At 41.8% G+C, this 19,447-nt stretch carries 22 protein-coding genes; 17 read left to right on the top strand and 5 right to left on the bottom strand.

Annotated elements, in window-relative coordinates; all coding sequences use genetic code 11:
• From PY364_RS25970 to PY364_RS26035, 14 genes are all read left to right on the top strand, one after another.
• Positions 1-185: hypothetical protein (locus tag PY364_RS25970; RefSeq protein WP_275570601.1), on the top strand; the 185-nt coding region annotated here is incomplete at its 5' end.
• A gap of 646 nt (positions 186-831) precedes the next feature.
• Positions 832-1,401 (top strand): hypothetical protein, encoded by a 570-nt coding sequence (locus PY364_RS25975; protein WP_275570602.1) that lies wholly within the window; start codon positions 832-834, stop codon positions 1,399-1,401.
• 133 nt (positions 1,402-1,534) lie between these two features.
• Positions 1,535-2,206, top strand: coding sequence for a hypothetical protein (locus PY364_RS25980; protein ID WP_275570603.1), 672 nt, complete (start codon positions 1,535-1,537; stop codon positions 2,204-2,206).
• A gap of 52 nt (positions 2,207-2,258) precedes the next feature.
• The gene (locus tag PY364_RS25985; RefSeq protein ID WP_275570604.1) at positions 2,259-2,663 is read left to right on the top strand and encodes a lysozyme inhibitor LprI family protein; all 405 of its coding nucleotides are present in this window, start codon (positions 2,259-2,261) and stop codon (positions 2,661-2,663) included.
• A 13-nt stretch (positions 2,664-2,676) separates the two neighbouring features.
• Positions 2,677-3,246: a hypothetical protein gene (locus PY364_RS25990; protein WP_275570605.1), complete on the top strand. Its 570-nt coding sequence runs from the start codon at positions 2,677-2,679 to the stop codon at positions 3,244-3,246.
• A 64-nt stretch (positions 3,247-3,310) separates the two neighbouring features.
• On the top strand, positions 3,311-3,886 hold the full coding sequence (locus PY364_RS25995; protein WP_275570606.1) for a hypothetical protein: 576 nt from the start codon (positions 3,311-3,313) through the stop codon (positions 3,884-3,886).
• Positions 3,887-3,937: 51 nt separating this feature from the next.
• Positions 3,938-4,630: a hypothetical protein gene (locus PY364_RS26000; RefSeq protein ID WP_275570607.1), complete on the top strand. Its 693-nt coding sequence runs from the start codon at positions 3,938-3,940 to the stop codon at positions 4,628-4,630.
• Between the two features lie 24 nt (positions 4,631-4,654).
• Entirely contained in the window at positions 4,655-5,302 is a 648-nt protein-coding gene (locus PY364_RS26005; RefSeq protein WP_275570608.1) for a hypothetical protein, read from the top strand.
• Positions 5,303-5,350: 48 nt separating this feature from the next.
• The gene (locus PY364_RS26010) at positions 5,351-6,010 is read left to right on the top strand and encodes a hypothetical protein (RefSeq protein WP_275570609.1); all 660 of its coding nucleotides are present in this window, start codon (positions 5,351-5,353) and stop codon (positions 6,008-6,010) included.
• Positions 6,011-6,059: 49 nt separating this feature from the next.
• Positions 6,060-6,683, top strand: a complete 624-nt coding sequence (locus PY364_RS26015) for a hypothetical protein (RefSeq protein WP_275570610.1) — start codon at positions 6,060-6,062, stop codon at positions 6,681-6,683.
• A 39-nt stretch (positions 6,684-6,722) separates the two neighbouring features.
• Positions 6,723-7,298: a hypothetical protein gene (locus PY364_RS26020; protein ID WP_275570611.1), complete on the top strand. Its 576-nt coding sequence runs from the start codon at positions 6,723-6,725 to the stop codon at positions 7,296-7,298.
• Positions 7,299-7,315: 17 nt separating this feature from the next.
• Entirely contained in the window at positions 7,316-7,870 is a 555-nt protein-coding gene (locus tag PY364_RS26025) for a hypothetical protein (RefSeq protein WP_275570612.1), read from the top strand.
• 45 nt (positions 7,871-7,915) lie between these two features.
• Positions 7,916-8,488, top strand: a complete 573-nt coding sequence (locus PY364_RS26030) for a hypothetical protein (RefSeq protein WP_275570613.1) — start codon at positions 7,916-7,918, stop codon at positions 8,486-8,488.
• Between the two features lie 446 nt (positions 8,489-8,934).
• Positions 8,935-9,081 (top strand): hypothetical protein, encoded by a 147-nt coding sequence (locus PY364_RS26035; RefSeq protein WP_275570614.1) that lies wholly within the window; start codon positions 8,935-8,937, stop codon positions 9,079-9,081.
• Between the two features lie 82 nt (positions 9,082-9,163).
• Here the strand turns inward: PY364_RS26035 and PY364_RS26040 are convergent, their stop codons facing one another.
• Positions 9,164-9,640, bottom strand: coding sequence for a helix-turn-helix domain-containing protein (locus tag PY364_RS26040; RefSeq protein ID WP_275570615.1), 477 nt, complete (start codon positions 9,638-9,640; stop codon positions 9,164-9,166).
• 86 nt (positions 9,641-9,726) lie between these two features.
• Here PY364_RS26040 and PY364_RS26045 point away from each other — a divergent pair, with 86 nt between their 5' ends.
• The 3 genes from PY364_RS26045 to PY364_RS26055 all read left to right on the top strand — a co-directional run bounded on the left by PY364_RS26045 (position 9,727) and on the right by PY364_RS26055 (position 13,938).
• Positions 9,727-10,626 (top strand): tyrosine-type recombinase/integrase, encoded by a 900-nt coding sequence (locus PY364_RS26045; RefSeq protein WP_275570616.1) that lies wholly within the window; start codon positions 9,727-9,729, stop codon positions 10,624-10,626.
• A gap of 116 nt (positions 10,627-10,742) precedes the next feature.
• Complete coding sequence (locus tag PY364_RS26050; protein ID WP_275570617.1) at positions 10,743-13,715, top strand: Tn3 family transposase; 2,973 nt, start codon at positions 10,743-10,745, stop codon at positions 13,713-13,715.
• Positions 13,705-13,938 carry a hypothetical protein gene (locus PY364_RS26055; protein WP_275570618.1) on the top strand — a complete coding sequence of 78 codons (234 nt, stop codon included), beginning with the start codon at positions 13,705-13,707 and terminating at the stop codon, positions 13,936-13,938. Before PY364_RS26050 ends, PY364_RS26055 begins: the two co-directional genes overlap by 11 nt.
• Before the next feature lie 86 nt (positions 13,939-14,024).
• On the opposite strand, the gene PY364_RS26060 is transcribed toward PY364_RS26055, so the two are convergent.
• The 4 genes from PY364_RS26060 to PY364_RS26075 form a co-directional block, all read right to left on the bottom strand.
• Positions 14,025-14,765, bottom strand: a complete 741-nt coding sequence (locus PY364_RS26060) for a glycosyltransferase family 2 protein (protein ID WP_275570619.1) — start codon at positions 14,763-14,765, stop codon at positions 14,025-14,027.
• Positions 14,758-15,696, bottom strand: a complete 939-nt coding sequence (locus PY364_RS26065) for a glycosyltransferase family 2 protein (protein WP_275570620.1) — start codon at positions 15,694-15,696, stop codon at positions 14,758-14,760. The genes PY364_RS26060 and PY364_RS26065 overlap by 8 nt, the downstream gene beginning before the upstream one ends.
• Before the next feature lie 78 nt (positions 15,697-15,774).
• Complete coding sequence (locus tag PY364_RS26070; protein WP_275570621.1) at positions 15,775-17,172, bottom strand: glycosyltransferase family 2 protein; 1,398 nt, start codon at positions 17,170-17,172, stop codon at positions 15,775-15,777.
• Positions 17,172-19,385, bottom strand: coding sequence for a hypothetical protein (locus PY364_RS26075; protein WP_275570622.1), 2,214 nt, complete (start codon positions 19,383-19,385; stop codon positions 17,172-17,174). Before PY364_RS26075 ends, PY364_RS26070 begins: the two co-directional genes overlap by 1 nt.
• Positions 19,386-19,447: the final 62 nt, after the last annotated feature.

Below are 19,447 nucleotides of genomic sequence, written 5' to 3' on the forward strand. Positions count from 1 at the left end.
TACAATCCCGTCCCCGAATACTATTCGTTAGCTACTTACTGGATATCGACCTATTTCTAGTACCCAGAAGTATTAGGGGATTACTTCGTTCCGATTACACATTAGTTGAGTCTTTAGCTGTGATGCTCTCCACCGGGTGTACGGGCGGTGCTTATAAGTCGGGGAAAGAACCGCTTATGCCCTAGCCTTGCCTTTTGGCTTGGTGTTTATCAAGTCTTTACCGTACTTTTTCAGCGGGTTTATTCTTGATTCAGTCAGTTACACCATTCAATGCTAACGATGGTTCAGACACATCTTTGCTTTCGCTACGCATGGACTCTTGCTTGGCGTTTTACCTGGGTTGACTCCCGATAGTTCCGCCTTTTATCCCCGCTTTAACTTATTAGTTGCTACCTAATAAACTAGGGGATATGCTTTCACTCCTGCACTTGGAGGGAAGGACTTACCGCACGGCGGTTCACCTTCAAATGTAATCAGTTATCACCAACTGCCTGAGCAGCTAGGCTAACCGTCCCGTAAGGGTTTGATCCTTACTTTAGGTTAAACGAATCGCACCTTTCCAAGTATGACGGTGAGGGGCCGGGAAGACAGGGAGTAACGAGCCCTCCTTAACTCACAGAATCGGTCACTGTCACCCAGCTTGCGATCGACCACATCATCCCAAACTTCGCTACTCTCTGTAAAGTTTTGTAACAATAATCGATATTTTGCATAAAAGTAGCAGGTTGAGGCAGAGAAATAGGTAGAGGGTTCTGGGTGTTGCAGCAGTTGTGGTGCGGTAAGGTGCTTGGGTGTGAAACAAGGCATTGGAGCAAACAGAGAGGAAAAAGTGTGGAACGGATCTCGATTTTGAACTTGATAGTGTGGTTGGCAGTGTTGGGTACTGCTTCGGTATCAGTTTTGGCACAAGGGCGAGTTCCCTTGACAAACCAACAGATATTGCAGGAACGATCGCTTTATCAGGTTGCTCAACAGCCAAAATCTCAACTTATCACTTGGAGGGAATTTGTAGAACGGGGTGGCAGGCGTTTTGTCAATTACGATTACGACCTACCGCCCGAGTTTAGAAATGGCTATGTTTACATCAATCCAGGAGCCGATAATACTACAGCTTATATCCTCAAACAAGGTTTATCTAGCTATCCACCAATCAAAAGTGGAATAGGAGAAATTGATTATGCTGTGGCAGATAGGTATGTAAACTCTGGCAAAGCAATCAGATTTTATTGGGGAGGGGGTGCTGTTTCTTCTCGACTTCATGGAAAAGATACTGAAGTTAGATTTTTGGAGCAACCAGGCACAGGATGCTTAAGGCTTAGTTGTTTGGTAGCCCCTTTTATGACTAATCAGCAAATCAGTCGCATTCTGCACTCTGAAAGAGCGATAAAACAAAAAAACTGAGGTAAATATGAAAGCGCGATCGATTTTTGGCTTGATAACGAGTTGGGCAATTTTAGGTGCTGCTTTCTGTTTCTTAGAATGAGCAGCCAAAGCTGAAACTAAGACAGCCGAATCTGGGAATGTGAAAGCATCCGTGTCATTTGAACCCATTAGCAGACTTTGTTCGCAAAACCCGCAACTGAGATTGCTCCGGGGCGGTCAAACAGTTTTCAATCAAAACATACCGACAAAAGAAGTGGGCTATTGTCGGTTATCTGACCTTCAAGTTCGGGACTTAGATAAAGACAACGAACCGGAAATCATATTAGATATATATTCTGGCGGTGCTCACTGCTGTACGTCATTTCTGATTTACCGCTACGATAATGCAACTCAAAAATATACGGCGATCGTTCATTATTGGGGAAACGGTCGCGGTCCGAAAATTGAGGATTTAGATAAAGATGGGAATGTAGAATTTGTCACTCACGACGATCGCTTTTCATATAAATTTTCATCTTATGCCGGCTCTCGTTATCCCTTGCAAATTTGGCAGTACCGTCAGGGAAAAATGATAGATGCTACGCGGCGCTATCCGCAACAAGTTAAAAACCATGCTTATCAACTATGGCAAGAGTACACCAAAACTAAAAATCATTTTGAGGGAGGTAAAGCTATCTTAGCTGCTTATTTGGCTGATAAATATTCCTTGGATGAAGGTGAAGATGGATGGAGGCGGGTGCAGGAAGTTTACCAAGAGAGCGATCGCAGTAAATTTTTTACTGAACTGCGAAAGTTTCTGGGAGAGACTGGTTACATTCGTTAGAAATAGATTTAATGGGTAAGGTTAACTGTTTTACAATCAGGAGAAAGAACTGATGAAAGGGCGATCGATATTTCATTTGATGTTAAGTTTGGTGTTTCTCGCGATCGGCACTCCTGTGGTTTTAGCTCAAGGGCGATCTGCCTCTGCAAGCGAACCTAGTGTTTGCAACCAACCTCAAACCACGGCTCAAATAAACAATTGTGCGGCGGCTCTTTATCGAGAATCAGATCGCCGACTCAATGAAGCCTACAAGCAAGTAATATCGAAGCTGAACCGGCGCGAGCGGGAAAAATTGATTGACGAACAATTAGCTTGGATTCAGCGCCGCGATGCTAGTTGTAAAGACCAATTCAGAATAGATGCTACGAGTAGTGCCTATTCCGGTGCTCGCGATGCTTGTCTTGCTAGCGAGACAGACAAACGTACAGCGGAATTAGAGAAATTTTTACAGAAATAAAGGAGCAAGAGCGATGGGAAAGTTAAACAGTTTAACTAAATTTGTTACCTTACTAATCGGCACAATTGTCATTGTTGCGGTTTGGGTAACAGCAGTCAATGCTCAAGCCCAACTCACCGAAAACTCGAAATTAGCACTAAATGGCATCGGGCCGATCCGAGTCGGGATGACAGTTGATGAAGCATCGCAGGCGGCGGGAGTGAGATTGGTGAAAGGTTATGCACCTCCACCTCCACATGGAGAGTTTTGTTCCTATTTTAAGCCACAGGTCGGGCTACAAGGAATTGGCTTTATGGTGACAAAAGGTCGCATCGTCAGAGTCGATATTAGCAACGAACGGGTTAGCACAATTAAAGGAGCCAAAATTGGAGATACTGAAGAGAAGATATTTTCTTTATATCCAGGGCAAATTAGAGTTATCAAAAATCCGCTCAGCGGTAGAGGAAATAACTTGACATTTGTGCCGCGAGATACGGTGGATAGCAACTATCGTTTGATTTTTGAGACAGGGATTGAGAGGCGTGTTAAACGTTTCAGGTCTGGGCAACTTCCTCAAGTGGAGTATATAGAAGGCTGTTCTTAATACGATCGGTCAAGTGAATGAATTAGAAGTATTGAATACGGACATAGAGGAGGAATAGCACTCAATGCGAAAGTTAAACAGTTTACCCAAATTTGTCACCTTATTAATTGGCACAATGGTCATTTTTGCAGTTTGGGTAACAGCAGTCAACGCTCAATCTCAACTCACCGAAAACTCGAAATTAGCACTAAATGGCATCGGCCCGATTCGAGTCGGAATGACAGTCGATGAAGCCTCACAATCTGCTGGGATTAAATTAACTAGAAGGGGGAGTGGCGGTCGGGACGAGTATCAGTGTTCCTACGTTGAACCTAAAGGAGAACCCAAAGGAATTGCCTTTATGGTAACAAAGGGTCGTATTGCCAGAGTAGACATTAGCGGCGATCGCATTACTACAATCAAAGGAGCCAGAATCGGGGACACTGAAGAACGAATTTTCTCTTTATATCCGGGGCAAATTCAAGCAACTAGACATCCTTACCAGGGACGCTCACCTTACAATGGAAAATATCTAACTTTCGTGCCTAAAGATGCGGCTGACAAAAACTACCGCATTATTTTTGAAACTGCCAATAATCGGGTGATGAGATTCCGTTCTGGTAAACTTCCTGAAGTTGAGGCGATTGAAGGCTGCTCTTAATACAGCAAGTAATTTGTGTTTGCGATATCAACTACAAAGGAGACAAAAAAGATGATGAAAAAAGGTAAAGGATTGTTGAGCGTCGTAGCAACATTGGTGATTTTAGGAGTAGGCTGTTTAGCCGAATCAAAGCACAGCCTCGGATTAGCAATGAAAACCCAAAGCTTACTAGCAGCAGGAACTCCCAGTGAGTTGAAAATAGCTCAAGGACAAAATCAATGTCCAAGAGGCCCTAGCGTGGCTCCAGCTAAAGAAACTAGAAAAATTAGAGAGGAAAAATTCGGGTTCTCATTTGATATTCCAACTAACTATCAAACTGAAAAAAGGCAGGATGATACTCTGATGATAAGTTTATACAACCCTGCTGATATTAAATTATTAGAATGTGGCAAAAAGAATCGGTTACGTGGCTACGGTCATCAAACTTTACCTGTGTGGGTAAGGGTACAACCAGCCACACCTGAAACTCGCCTTCTTCCTGAACTTAGTTCAACTACTCTGAGATTAGAAAATATTAGAGAGACAACAATTGCTAAGCAAAAAGCTTTCGTTTATATTAAAAAGTCTAGTATGACAGGAAAAACAGATGCAGATAACGTAGAAACTACTTTGTCAGCTAATTTTTTTACCCCTGACAAGCAAAACCTAGTTACTATTTCTACTTTTAACTATGGAGACAAAATTAGTGCTGTGGAAGAGAAAGTATTTAACACAGTGGTTTCATCATTTGCTTTTGTGAGATAATTGGATACAAAAAAAGGAAACATTATGAAAAAGCGATCGCTTGTTAGTTTAATAGTAAGTTGTGCAGTATTGGCGACTGGTTCTCTATCAGTTTATGCACAGTCTCAACGATATCCTACAAATGTAGAGATTCAGAGAATTATTAGAGAATTTCAACAACGAGCGTCCTCGCCAGCTTACTCAAGAGAATGTTGCGGTGGAACGGAAGCGGATACACGCACAGCAGCTCAAAGACAGCCACTAGAATCTTTTGTTAAAGTTTGGTCGCGAGTAGATCTAACAGTTGCACCTTTTCTGGGTTGGTGGGTCAATAATGATGGATACATAGGCGTTTATCCATCAAATGTCATGGGTCGCGTGTGCGTCATTGACGCTTCTCCTGGACCAAGCTACAAATTTAGTATAGGCTCCATTGACAAGCAACATATTCGTCTCACCGGAGAGTTAGCTGGTAGGGTACTAATTAACCAGAAAAATCCAAGTGGCAATGTTTTCTTGTTGGTCGCTTTTGTCGATCGTGATAATGTAGCAAGAGCTAAACCAGGCTCTGATATTTATACATCTCCACTACTCCCTCAAGACCCTACAAAATTAGGTAAAGCTAACCCGCAAGAAAATTCTAAGATTGTTAGAGAATTCAAGGCGGCTGGGTGTACTGCTTCTATACGCTGAGTCAAATAAAGGTTGCAACAATCAATAATCGAAATGAGGATATAGTTTATGAAATGGATCTCGCTTTTTAACTTCACAATAAACTTGATAATTCTAGGCACTTGCTCTTTACCCGTTTTTGCACAAGTGCAATCTGAGCGATATCCAACTGATGCAGAAATACAAAGACTAATTGTGGAATTCCGCCGGGATATACCTAGGTTCCGTGCTTCACCCGACCTTGGAGGTGATTACCTTAAACATCCAAGACAAAAACAACTATTTGACCAAGTAAAGTTATTTGAAAGAGCTTGGTCACAAGTAGATCCAGCTATCGCACCTTTCCTAGGTAGTTGGAATGCTGGAGCACCTGATTGGAGCATTTATCCATCTACTACCAAAGGTCGCGTTTGCGTCATTTTCAATCAGCCCAGCCGTGGCGGTACACCCAGCAATAGTTATTTTAGTTTAGGCTCTGTATCTAACGGTCAACTCAGAATTAAAGGTGAAAGTTTTACCGGTGAAAGTTCTAGGATTTTCATCAGGGAAAGTAATTACTTAGGAGTAATGAGTGTTATCAACAATAGACCAGGTATCTCTGCTTATGTTTGGAGAACTCCACTAACGAATTTTATTCAGCCATCTATTACAGATCCGCAGAAGAGTTCGAGGATGCTTCAACAATTTAATGAGGCTGGTTGTACTACTTCCCTACCAAACAGACGGTAAATTTATACTTCTGAAATAATCAAACAACAAGAAAATGAGGATAATTTTGATGAAAGCTCGATTGCCAATCACCATTACAATTAGTTTAGGTATTTTAGCTGCTACATCGTTACCCATTATTGCCCAATCTGTCCGATTCCCAACAGATGCAGAACTGCAAGAATTAATCGAGAAATTCCGCCGTTTTGCTGCTTCCCCCCCCGGTGGAGGTCGTGGATTGTATAGCACAGATCGGCGCACTCGCGTTCAGATTCAGCAGTTAACATCCTTTGTCAAAGCTTGGTCGCAAATCGATCCAGCAACAGCACCTTTTCTAGGTAAGTGGACGGCATGGGAAGAAACAAAAAGTATTTATCCATCAAGTGTTAAAGGTCGCGTTTGCATTATTGACGGTTTTATTCCCAATGAAAATAACATAGGATTTAGCTTCGATCAAGGAACTGTATCTAACGGTAGGATCAAAACTGACAGCTACATACTCATCCATCAAGGAAATTATTTGGGAGGCGTATTTGTCTACAACAATGAACCCGGTATCAATGAATACGCTTGGCCAAAACCCCTGACAAATCCTGCTTCATTAATGGGGAGCGTTCCCCCAGCTAAGAGAAACCAGTTGCTTCAACAGTTTAAAGAAGCTGGCTGTACAGCTTCTTTGCCCAAAAGACAGTAAAATTATAGCGCTCGAATAATTCAAACAAGGAGAGTATTTATGAAAGGTCGATCCCAACTCAGTTTAATAGCAAGCTTGGCAATTTTGGGGGTTGGAGCATTAACTATAAATCCGCTTGCAATGGCGGAACCGGCATCTATCTTCAGACCGCTGATTCGGGATATTCAAGCTCAACTCCCTAGAGGTATGGTGATGCGATTGCCTGCTGTTATTCCCAACCCGCCAAGTGGCATACCTGGATATCGCCCAACAATAATACCTTCTAACGCTCCAGAAGGTGGATATTTTGCCATTGTATTAGTTACATCTAATTGCCCAGAAACACGTCTTGTAGCCGTATGCGATACGGGACGTATTTTTGTTGAAAGACGTAATTCAAATACCAACCAGAGGCTTCGTGAAAATCAGCAACAAGGGAGTTCAATTAGCCTCAAAACAGGAGTTCGTGGCTTCTATCGTTCTTATATTCAGCCTACCCGAGGAAAAATGCACGAAATTATATGGGAACAAGACGGCATGATTTTCGGAGTCATGTCTCGCTCGATGTCTCAAGAGCAAGTAATCAATGTTGCTATTTCGATGGCGAACGAACTTCCCATTAAGGCTAAAAACTAAAAATAAGGAGAGGATAGATGAAATGTCGATCGCTTTTGGGAATGATAATGAGCTTGGCAATCTTAGGTATTGCCTCAGCATCGGTTATGGCTCAATCTAAACAGGTGATACAAAGTCTTTCTAATCAAAAACAACTTTATGGGCAAGCACGCTCTTCGAGGCAAGTAGCTGTATTGTTTCGCCCCCTTTTACCCAAACTGCAACGGGAAACTAAAGTTCCGATTCTGCTACCGAGCGAGTTAGAGTTTTTTTCACAGCTAGGGCAGAGCATTTATGTAGAAGGTCGGGGTGAAACAAACGGCTATAAAATCCAGTTAGGTAGGGTTCCAAACTGTCAAGGCGTAACAGCTTGCTTCTTTGGTTATTTCGAGGCAAAGCGAGGCGGCATACGCAATCCTAATGCTGACAAAGAAGTACGTTTAACAAAAGGTATAACTGGATATTTCGTTGAAATGCCACGTCGCGTATCAGCAATCGAGTGGATGTATAAAGGAGTATTATACACTATGCAACTAAAAACGGATGAATCCACTATAATTCAGATAGCCAATTCAGCGATAGAGGCTGATTGACAAAAATCTCAGATTCAAAGTGTTAGGTACGAGGCAGCAAAACTTATGAAAAACAAATCTCTATTGAGTTTAATGGTAACTTTGATAATTGTCGGAGTCGGAGTATGTGCATCAATACCTGCAATTGCTGAACCAGATCCTGTATTCAAACCCATTATCGGCGAAATCAAAAAAAAACTTCCCAGCAATTTAGTCTTTCGGCTGCCCAGTCGTTTACCTGGAACTATTACCAATAAAATGTCTCCTCAATTAACATTTGATATCAACAGCGAGCGGGCTTATCTTGCCCTAGAAGACAAAGACTGTCCTCCACGCTTTAGTAGGGGAGGAAGAGGTACAAGAGGATATAATCTAGTTTGCTTGCGTTTCTCAGTTGCCTCAAGTACCCTTGCATCGAAATATTATCAAGAGGATAGACAGCGGGGTTCGGGAGCAGATGCTATTGAACTATCTAGAAACCAGATTGGCTACCATTATCAAGGTACTGATTGGAATACGGTGTCATGGGTTCAAGACAATAATTATTTTAAAATATACTCTGGCACTGTTCGGCGCAATGAATTAATTGAGGTTGCTCGTTCGATGGTCGCTAATTCTCAGGTGATAAATGGGCGATAGCAAAATGTTACTCAACAGCCCAAGTCTCAGCTTATAACTTGGAGAGAATTTGTAGAACAAGGTGGAGGACGTGAAATCCGTACTGATTACGACTTACCTGAAGAATTTAGGAATGGTTTCGTTTACTTTAATTATAAACTTAGTGCGATTCAAGCCTATATTTTTAAGAGCGGTTTATCTAGCTACCCACCTCTAAATGGTGGAATAGAGTCAATTGACGCTGCTCTAGGAGAGAAGTATGTAAAATCTGGCCAAGCAATTAAGTTTTACTGGAATTTAGGTAACTCTGGTTTAAAATATGCAAATGACACTCAAGTTAGATTCTCAGAGAAAGGAACTGGTCGTTTTGGAAGTACCTATCTAACAGCTCCTTTTATGACTAACGAGCAAATCAGCCGCATTCTACGTTCAAAAAGACGGATTCCACAAAAAAAAGAGGTAAAATCATGAAAATGCGATCGTCCATAATCATCACCATCATCACAGCAATTCTAGCCGCCAGCATCCCAGCAGTTTTCGCCCAGCGACAGCCGTCAGCAAACGAAATTTACATCGATAAAGATTGCCGCCGACACCTGAGCGATTTGGATTAGTGCCGCAAACTTGAGATGGCCTTGAGCCGAGATCCTTGCGAATCCGGCAATAGAGGCTGAAAAGCCTTTCCAGCTCTAGGTTTCACCTTAAGTGGCTTTTCTCAAGGTGAGGTTGAGCTTTGTAAGAACTGCCACAAAAAGGGCAGAAGCGAAACTTCATAGAAGATATTGGCTCATCGCAGCTAGGACAGCGACTTATCAGTTGAGTCCCACACAGGCAGCAAAACTGAGCACGAACATGAATCCACATAGGGTCGGGTGTCGTTCCCGGCATCCAACATGAGGGGCAGAATTTCAAAGCAGTTGTTGTGGCGACAGGTATGCCCTTACTCAAAGCATCAAGATACTCAAAAGGGACTTGCAAGGCCAGGGCAAGACCTTTTAGCGTCTTTTGGTTGACTCTTTTCGTCAGACCGCGCTCAATTTTGCCTAAACTTTGCAGATGAATCCCAGCAATTTGAGAGACTTCCTGTTGACTGAGTCGGAGCTGTTGACGGACGCGCAGCACGTAACTGGCTAAAGACTCGTTAAGGGAAGGAAGTGCAGTCTGTGCTATCATCGCTCCTAAAATATAATTTAATTAGTGGTCAATCGCCCCTAAGTGGTTGAACTTAAATTGTCAATTATTAATCCCCGTTAAAGTAATTGTCTGTCTCACTAGCTACAGTTGCGACTCAATTTTTAGAGCGACATGGTTTAGCCAAAAGTACCATTCGCTCTTATGAAGGAACCTTGATACCCTTTCTCCAAGAGTATGGGAGAATTCCTCTAGAAATTATCGACCGTAAAACGGTTTGTGAATATCTCAATAGCTTAGAAAATCTGGCCTATACAACTCATCACAGACACCAAGCTATTATTCAAGCTTTATTTAACTTCGCTCTCGAACAAGGCTATATCAAAACCAATCCCATTGCTCGATTGCGACGACGAAAACCGGATCCAGAAAAAGGCGAACATCAGAGCGATGAAACCATCCGCTATTTAACGAATCAACAAATCAAACTGTTGTATCAAGTCATAGCCACGGATAGGCGGATGAACGCTCTAGTAAGACTTTTGCATCGAAGTGGAGCGAGAATAGGAGAAGTTTTAGCACTCAACGTAACTGATATAGACTGGCAGAACCAGAAATTTTATGTACTAGGAAAAGGAAATAAAGCTCGATGGTGCTTCTACAGTCAAGATGCCGCTGAAGCTCTACAGAATTATCGGCAATTTGAGCGACCGAATACTACAATTACAGCTTTGTTTACAGCGCAGCATCAGTTTACCGATGAAATCACAAGGCTTAGCTATAGGACTGTCCATAAGCACTGGGCTTTATTAATCAGTTCTGTTCCAGAACTAGCGGGAACTCGGTTACACGATTTACGCCATACATTCGCCACAGAAAGAGTGGGTTTAATGGGAATAGAAGAATTGAGAGCTTTGATGGGACATACTAACATTCAAACTACCTTACGCTATCAGAAAGTGACTTCGGCCCGCGCCGAGTACATTGCCAAGGAAGCCCTTAATTCTTTAATGCAAAGCGAGAGTTAAGCGAGGAAATCGAGGGGTTTTGTATAGCCCAAGGGGGTACTCAGACGTAGTATGATTTGTACTCTGCCTCTGGCGACTAAGTTTTGTTGCTCTCCTGCCCCCGAAAACACAGCTTTATGACGTTAATAGACCGTACAGCTTACCCAAGATTTAAACAATATCCCTCTGCTAAAGAACTCGCTGAACTTTATACTCCAACGCCAGAAGAGCTGAAATTTGTAAAATCCCGTGTTCGTAGCCATGAAGGCTTACTTTGCTTCCTCGTCATGCTGAAATCGTTTCAGAGGCTAGGGTATTTTACTCCTCTAGAAAATATTCCCTTCGCTATTATTAAGCATCTTCGGGCAACTTTAAAATTACAGGATTGGGTGAAAGCGATTTCTAGTGAGCGCCAACAGCGCAATTATCAACAAGCTATCCGAAAATATTTAGGAGTCAAACCTTATGATAAAGTCGCCCAAAAGTTAGTAGCTATTACAGTCAAGACTGCTGCCGAAGTCAAGGACCATCCCGCTGATTTAATTAATATTGCTATTGAAGAGTTAGTGAAAGAACGGTATGAATTACCCACTTTCAAAGCCCTTGACCGTTTAGTAAGTCATGTCCGCTCCATTACCAACCATCGATTGTTCCAACGAGTTTCTCAAGGATTATTGAAGGAGGAAAAAGTTTATTTAGATCAGCTCTTGTTAGGAGAGACGACCGAATCAATAGCCACCTTGAATTTACTAAAATCTCCACCCAAAAGTGCCAAGCTTACCCATATTAAACAGCTTCAAAGTAAGTTTAACCAGTTGATGACTTTAGGGGATGCTAAGCGCCTCTTGTCTAGTCTTGTGCCAGCTAAAGTGAAATATTTAGCCACACACGCTAGAGCTCTAGATATATCCGAATTCCAGGATATCAAACGTTGTAAACGCCATACATTACTATTGTGCTTGCTATATGAAGCTCAGGTCAAAACCCGCGATCATTTGGTGTCCATGTTTCTCAAGCGTCTTCTAAAGATTCAAAACAACGCCAAAGAAAGATTAAAAGAATTACGAGAGAAGCATTTAACACAAACCTCAGAACTGCTGGGAATGTTCGCAGAAGTTTTAACAGTCTCGAAAGACACTCAAGATAATTTAACGGCTTTAGGTGAGCAAGTTTTGTCTATTTTGAACGAAAATGGGGGGCCCGCATTCCTGCTACTGAGGTATGAAGAGATTGCTGCTTACAACACCAACAACCATTTGCCCTTAATGTGGCGATTTTATTCTCCCAGCCGTAAAGGATTATTTAGTTTAGTAAGTTGTCTTGATATTCATTCAACTTCTGCCGATGAATCCGTGATTGATGCCTTGAAATTTATCTTAGAGAATGAAGGGAAGCGGGGCAAATATTTACCTTTCAATATCAACTTAGGTTTTATTAATAAAAACTGGCGAAGTCTAGTTATTAAAGAAGTTGAAGGAACTCAGGTTTTAGTTCGACAACAGTTAGAGATCTGTGTATTTTCTTACTTAGCCAATGAATTAAAAACGGGTGATGCTTGTGTGGTAGGTTCAGAAAGCTATGCTGATTTCCGGGAACAATTGCTGACTTTACCGGAATGTGAACCCCTAGTCGAGGAGTATTGTTCGCAACTCGGCTTCCCTGCTAATCCAGAAGCTTTTGTTGAGTATTTACGTTCGTGTTTAGCACTTTTAGCAACTCAAGTGGATGTGATTTGTGCCGACGGAAAGCAATTCACCATTAATCAAGACGGCGAACCCGTATTAAAACGCTTAAAATCTCCTCCTGAACCTAAAGAAGTCCAGCAACTAGAGGAGCAAATTCGCTCTTTGATGCCTGAACGTAGCGTTTTAGATATTCTTTGCAATGTTGAGCATTGGCTGAATTGGACAAAGCATTTTGGTCCCCTGTCAGGGAATGAACCTAAGTTCAAGCTGTCAGCAGAACGCTACATTTTCACAGCTTTTGGTTATGGATGCAATCTGGGACCTAATCAAACAGCACGCCATTCTAGGGGGGTAGTTACCTCCCACATGATTTCCTATACTAATCGTCGCCATATCAGCACACCCAAAATTGAGGCGGCGATTCGGGATACGATCAATGCTTTCAACCGTTTCAGCTTACCCTCTCTTTGGGGAACGGGAAAAAAAGCTGCTGCGGATGGTAGTAAGTTTGAAATTTATGAAAACAACTTACATAGCGAATACCACATTCGCTATGGTGGATATGGGGGAATTGCTTATCATCATGTTTCTGATAAATATATTGCTTTATTTACTCATTTTATTACTTGTGGTGTTTGGGAAGCTGTGTATATTTTAGATGGACTATTAAAAAATATTTCTGATATTCAACCCGATACTTTATATGCCGACAGTCAAGGGCAATCAGGTCCTGTGTTTGCCCTTTCTTACCTTTTAGGTATTAAATTGATGCCCCGGATTCGGAATTGGAAAGAGCTGAGTTTTCTACGTCCTTGTGAATCAGCTACTTACAAGTACATTGACCCTTTGTTTAAGGAGGTCGCTAACTGGAATTTAATTCAGCTCCACTGGTACGACATGATGCGAGTGGTTTTGTCAATTAAAGCGGGGAAAGTTATGCCTTCTACGCTCTTACGTAAGTTGAACAGCTATAGTAAGAAAAACCGTCTTTATCAAGCCTTTTTAGAATTAGGGAAAGTTGTGCGAACCCTGTTTTTATTAGAATATATTTCCAACGCTGGGATGCGCTCTGAAATTAATGCTATTACAAATATTGTAGAGAAGTATCATCACTTTCTTGATTGGATATTTTTCGGCAAGGATGGTGTAATTACTGAAAATGATCCAATCGAGCAAGAAAAGCGATTAAAGTACCTTGAATTGGTATCCAGCGCCATTATCCTACACAATACTGTGGATATATCGTTAGCTATTCAGACCTTAACAGCACAAGGCTATCAAGTTAATCACCACTTTGTAGCTGCTTTAAGTCCCTATCTCACTCGACATATCAAGCGCTATGGCGATTATGTGGTGAATCTACAAAATATTCCCCAACCTTTTGAAGGGGCCATTCTTCTTCCTCCTGAAATCTTTGAAACCTAGTGCTGGAAAGGCTTTTCAGCCTCTATTGCCGGATTTGCAAGGATCTCGGCTCAAGGCCGAGATGGGGTGCTGGCGTTTTGATTCAAATAACCCAGTCTCTACCGGACTTTTCTTAACTTTTTTTACCTCATCTTTACCTCATGTCCTCGGAAAGCCGTTATCTCAACTTTACTGCGAAGAATGTTCCTCAATTTTGGGAACAGGCTATCTCTCTGCCACTTGATATTAGTGAAACTTGAACAGAGTAAAGCTTAGGTAAAAGTTTCAGCTATCAGATTCATCTGTGCAGTCAATCTCAAATATCAAATTTCAAATCGACTGACGTTTAGTATAATAGTGCTGGCGATTTTGTTCAATCCAGCAAGATTCCGACCAATTATTATCAGGTGGATGCGCTAAATGGATGTAGATTAATTCTGGCGAGCGACAAAAATATCTATCCTCTCCTAAGTATCGTTCTATAATATCTTGATCCTCAGCTCCCCAGCCAATGAATGTCTCATCCCATCCCCCGATTTCGATTAAGCGTTGGCTTTGAAAGAGGGGTACAACTCCAAATCTTTCTTGCTGCGTCAAGTGCTTAAATAGCGCGGTGGGCCTATCTTCGGGTGCAACTTGAAACTGTTCGATTATAGCCAAATTTTGAGCAAAATCTAGGTTCGGAGTATCGCACATCATTCGATACCCAGTTACTAACATTTGGGCTGAAAGTTGAGCCATTTTTAGATGGCGAGCGAGAGTATCTCCGTAGGGAATATAATCAACATCAAAAGCTGCTACCCATTGCCCTTGCGCCAGAGATAAACCTAAATTTAAAGCTTTGGTTTTATGAAAAGCTCCCCCAATGGGCAGATAATTGTAACTGACTGGCAGATTGGTAATTTCTGGTAAAATCCAAGCCGAAGGAATGCAATCGAGTTCAATCAAAATGATTTCGCAAAGAGATAATAAACTTTCCGAGTCTTGAGTTCTCCACCACGCGAGTTGAGTTCTCAAATGCTCTTCCCGCTGGCGGTAGGTAATAATTAAGGATAACTGAAGTTCACTCACAACTAGAATTTGGGGTAAAATTAGTGGTAATTTTCAACAATGGATGAGGTAGCATTGCTGGTTGCCGTAAGTCTCCAAATATATCGCCTTTTTGGAGAGATTGCAAGCAAGAGATGATGTTACGATCTCGCGTTTGTGTGGGTGGCAATTGCTGGTGGTGCTGATTACGCGCAGCATCGCTATGAGAAAGATGAATTACATTTCCCGTCGCGCATATCTTGATGCCAAAAAGAGTAGCGCGAATCAGCAAATCTTGGTCTTCCCATCCCCAACCTGTAAAACTTTCCTTGTATCCTCCTAATGATAATAACGTTTGTTTGCGGGTACAGAGCAAACCGCATCCAGGTCGCTCGCGATTGCGAGATTTAGCCAGTACAATATTAATAGTAGCAATCTGTTCCCCCTTCTGGATGTTGTAAGTATAGCGTTCCCGCTTTAAAGCCGTTGTTTGCAGGCAAGACTCTGCTACAGTTCTTACATAGCAAATAATTCCCTTTTTTGAATTATTGACAGCCGATAAAGAGGATGTTTCGGGGAGAGTTTTTACAATTTGTATCTGAGTATTTAAAGAAAATGATTCCAGATCAATTGGTTCTAAAATGGGAAATAATAGTTGTAAAATTCCTTGTCTATTCCAGATGATGTCAGCGTCAGAAATCAGCAAGTAGTCGCTACTAGCCTGGAGAATACCCTGATTAATTAACTGAGATTTATTAAAATCAGATTGAGTATATTTGAACCACTCTACCTGTGATAATTTGGCTAAATCTTGTAAAGCCATTAAACATTTAGATTCAGTGGTACCGCCATCGCAAATAATGATTTTAGTCACGGGATAACCAATTACCAAAAGCGATCGCACGCAGTCAACGATTTCGGGACGATTTTTAACGGGGATAATTACCTGTAACACGATATTGACACCACTCATCCAGAATCAGTCATTACCAATCTCAAATCTCAAATCTCAAATCCCAAATCTCAAATCCCAAATTTACAATCCAAAATCTCAAATCGATAGGTCTGAGCTCTCAAGGGCAGAACCGGCTATATAATTGAGTTCGATCTCCCCTGCTGTCTCCAAAGGACGCAAATCCGGTAATTTACCTTCCCGCACCGCAGCACTGTTAGCGATCGCTCTTTTTTTGAGCTGCTGAATCAATTCTAAACGCACCGGAGCATCTAATCCAGTGGCTCGATCCGTAGTTAGGGAACCAGCTCGGTGTCGGCGAAAATAACCGTAATCAGGAACATTAACTATTGTCGCAGCAAACTGCGCTCGCAACAAAAACTCAGTATCTCCCGAAAACCGCAATCCCGTAGCAAAACCGCCCAATCTCAACACTAAATTTCGCGAAACTAAGCTGGTAGGATGCAACAGCGGATGCCCCGGTTTTGCTGCTAGGGCGGCGCTAACATTGAGAGGATAAACCACCGGTAAAACCCTGTCATCTTCAAACACGCGCAACTCCTGAGTTCCGACTAACTCAGCTCCATAATTTTCGGCTGCTGCTAGCAGCAACTCCAGCCGAAAGCTGCTCGACCAATCATCGGCATCTTGAAATAAATAAGCATCATAATTTGTTTGACCAATCACCTGTTGAATTAAGCGATAAGGGCCGACATTCAAAGCTGAAGCTAATAAAGTCACTCCGGGAAACTTCCGGACAATATCTACAGGTGGTGCCTCCGAACCATCATCAATAACTACAATACCATCCAGAGGTCTAGTTTGAGTTACCAGAGACTGCAAGCAGCGATAGAGAAACTGTTCGCAGCGATAATGGGGAATCACAGCTAGTACGCGAGATTTGCTAGTGATTGTCTCATGTTTTTGAGAAAGATTTATATTTTGTTTATCAATATTTTTAGTAGAATTACTCTTATTTGTAAGGGAATTTATCAAGAGAGAAGAAGCTTTTGTTTGATAACGCTTTACCTCTAAACTAGCAGTATTAGCCAGAGCATTCCCCCAAGTAAAAGCGATGTTCTGCCGTTCTAATTCTCTAGCAACTGCTAACAAATTCCAACGATTTATTTCTAACTGCGGTAGCGCCGCTTTTACCAAGAGCGTTGATGCAATCCAAGCTAAAGCGGCGACAGGATATTGTTGGGCAGTTTCTAGGGGAAACTCCACCCTGGGCGGTAAGAATGCTAGTGCAGTATTTGTGAGTTGAGGTGGCAAAAAACTTAATTTGGTATTCTCTGGTAAAATAGCTGTTATTTCTGTATTAATTGTCTCTAAAAGTTGTAAACAAGATGTAAAATAACCCGTATTATCCAAGTTTGAGGGATTGAATTTCATTACCTGTTTTAAGTCATAAGCTTGTTTGTGAAAAGTGACGCTCGCCTCTATTTCCCAATCAGGATTGCTGTTTCCCAGTATAATTATAGTTAAACTTACCATTACGTGCGATCACAAATTATAGATTGTTTGTAATTCATCTCTCGCGCTAATCTTTCAAATCCCGAAGCCCGCATATCTGGCGGTGCCGACGCAATTAAACACTGATAGGCTAATTCCCCTTCTCGCCGTGCTAACAAAAGTTTGGCTAATTTTAACAACAGCGGTATCCAAGGTATTGGATCGAGAACTCCATCGGGTAAGCTGCGGTCAATCAACCCAGCATTATTGGCAATTTTATTTAACCATTCTATAGGATTAATGTCAGTTTCCCACAACAGTTTAGCATATCCTTGTTCCAGTTCTACTCGCGCTACCTCTGTCAGTAAAGTTGCTGTTGCTTGTAACTGAGATAAGGCAATTGTAGCTGATTCGCGATCGCCCATAATTGCTTGTCGCCAAGTTAACCAAGCGTCTAAAAAACGATCGCCTGTTGAGCTTTGATATTTGCTACGGAGTACGATGGCTTTTCCACTCACTAAATCGCACCAATATGCTAAAATTTTGCTGTGAAATCTATTACCCCAAAAATTCAAATCTCCGATTAAAACAGCTAAAATTGGTTTCCAGGCTAGGGCTAGATGTGGAGTTTCTTTTTTAGCTTTACTTGCTGCTAAATTGAAGGCTGCTAACAAGTGCTGAATGTTAAATACATCAAGCTTACCAGCATTGGGTAAATTAGTATTTTCCCAGAGAGATGCAGCGGTGTTATTCTCAAATCCTAAACTGGGTATTAGTAAATCTACCATGGTCGGATATTCCCGGCAATTCATCTCGGCTAAACGCTTCTGGGCGTGGTGGTATATCTGCTGCCTTTTTTGGCTATCGGTTAAAAAGCTACACGCAAACAGCAAAACTCGTACCGCCATCAATTCTACTGGCAGTTCCCGATAAGTTGAACGCAGCAAAAGCTGTTCGATAGATGCTGCGGCCACCGGGGATATCCCTGAACTTACCATCATTTTTTGCTCAATTAAACTTTTTAACAATAAGGCAATTTCTCGGGCTTCTCCTAGGGGTAATAAACCTGACTCCAACCACTCGTGCCAAGATTTTTTAGTCACCCATTCGATCCATTCTAAAGGGCTACAACTTTGTGAATTTTCCAGTTTACTCAAATCCGATGAATCTACGATCACTCTCCCTTGAACTTCGCCAAATAACTTTTCTAACCAAAGCTGTAAAGGTTGCAGTTCGAGAACTTGGTGCTGTTCGACTTGCAACCAAATATCTACTTGTTCTCGATCTTGCCTGACTATTTGATAGTTAAGAATACCCGGCCATTTTGGCAAACAGAGTTCTCCAGGATATTTTAAGCCTTGCTGCGTCTCGATTTGTTCTTGACTGCGGCCGAGAATTTTTGCTGTTAATCCCGAACGCCCGCAAGGACAAACATCAGGATTTAATTGAATGCGATCGCCGCACTGATAGCGAACAAAAGGCATGGTATGATTGTATAAATCTGTAGTGACTAATTCACCGTCAATAACTTCATAGAAACATCGATCTATATCTAAATGCAGTCGCCCGCATTCAGGACAACTCAAACCCGAAATCCCTGTTTCTTGACAACCGTACTCGTTAATAATTGGAGCTTCAAAAACAGATTGTAGCAATTCTTTTTGAAAGTCAAATAAAACCTCACCCGTACAAATTACTCCTAAAACCGTCGGTATTGAATGTCCAAAAATAGCAGCAGCCACTTCACACAAACGGCTGGGATAACCTCGAATGACAGCCGATTTGTTATGCAACACTTTTCTCAAATTTCGCAGGAAATCCGGCGTAATATTTCCAATTAAGGCAATATCGTTAACTCGTAGCGGCTGCAAACGGCTGGCAAGATTAATAATAGGGACTTGTTCGTCAATTCCCCACCAAGTTAAAGTACGTTTTCGTGCCAACAAACGTGCTTCATTCCACTCATTATTGGCAAAGTAGGTAAAAGCTTGACCTGAAGTTCCGCTAGTCATTCCTCGGTAAACTAAATCCTCAACATTCGCCAGAAATAACCCGGGATTTTGCCGGACTATTTGTTTGTCAATGGGCTGCAAGTTAGCAAAAGCTGTTTGCCAATGGGAAACAAGTTGTGGGAAATCCGACTGGGAATCAATTAGTCCAGCTTGCAAAAAGCGGTGGTAATTTCCTGGGACAGTTGCGGCAACTTGTAAAACTCGTTTTAAGTTGATGGCGGTGCGAGCGCTCAATTTTGTCATAAGCTGTCGCCTGGATAATTTGCAGGATTAGGACTTAGATATAAAAAATCCCAAATTTATTG

The organism is Kamptonema sp. UHCC 0994 (assembly GCF_029167235.1).
In the GTDB taxonomy this organism is placed as follows: Bacteria; Cyanobacteriota; Cyanobacteriia; order Cyanobacteriales; family Microcoleaceae; genus Kamptonema.